Annotated in this window: 1 pseudogene; it reads right to left on the bottom strand. The window is 63.8% G+C overall.

Annotated elements, in window-relative coordinates:
• Positions 1-348: pseudogene (locus AB0C16_RS40810) on the bottom strand (ISAs1 family transposase); the annotation flags it as partial.
• Positions 349-400: the final 52 nt, after the last annotated feature.

Genomic DNA, 400 nt, shown 5'->3' with positions numbered 1-400 from the left:
GCCTTGTCCGCGGGTGCGGTGCTGCAGTGGGACCTCGCGCCAGGGCAGATCTCGCAGCTGTCGGCGGAGCCTTTTCTGGTTCCCTTTGACGGCCAAAATGCAGTGCCCTCGGGAAATGACCTGCTTGGCATGACCGATCTGGGTGTGCATCGCGTCGGCGGTGATGACACATCCGTGCAGGTCAAGCCGTTCCAACAGCGGGACGAAGGCAGGGATTTCATTACTCTTTTTGTAGTGATCTGTCGCTTGGAGACCACGGCCTGGCCCTCGTGCAGGACGGTGGCGAGAGAGCGGATGGCCGTGTTCTCGCCGTGCGGCTCCGCGTACGGCCTTGCCGTCGACAGTCACTTCCACCAGCTTCGAGGCGCCTTCGTTGGCCGGGGCGCTCGCGTAACGGGCC

The organism is Nonomuraea sp. NPDC048916, from assembly GCF_040649575.1.
Lineage (GTDB): Bacteria > Actinomycetota > Actinomycetes > Streptosporangiales > Streptosporangiaceae > Nonomuraea.
This window is presented reverse-complemented; position numbering and strand designations above follow the sequence as displayed.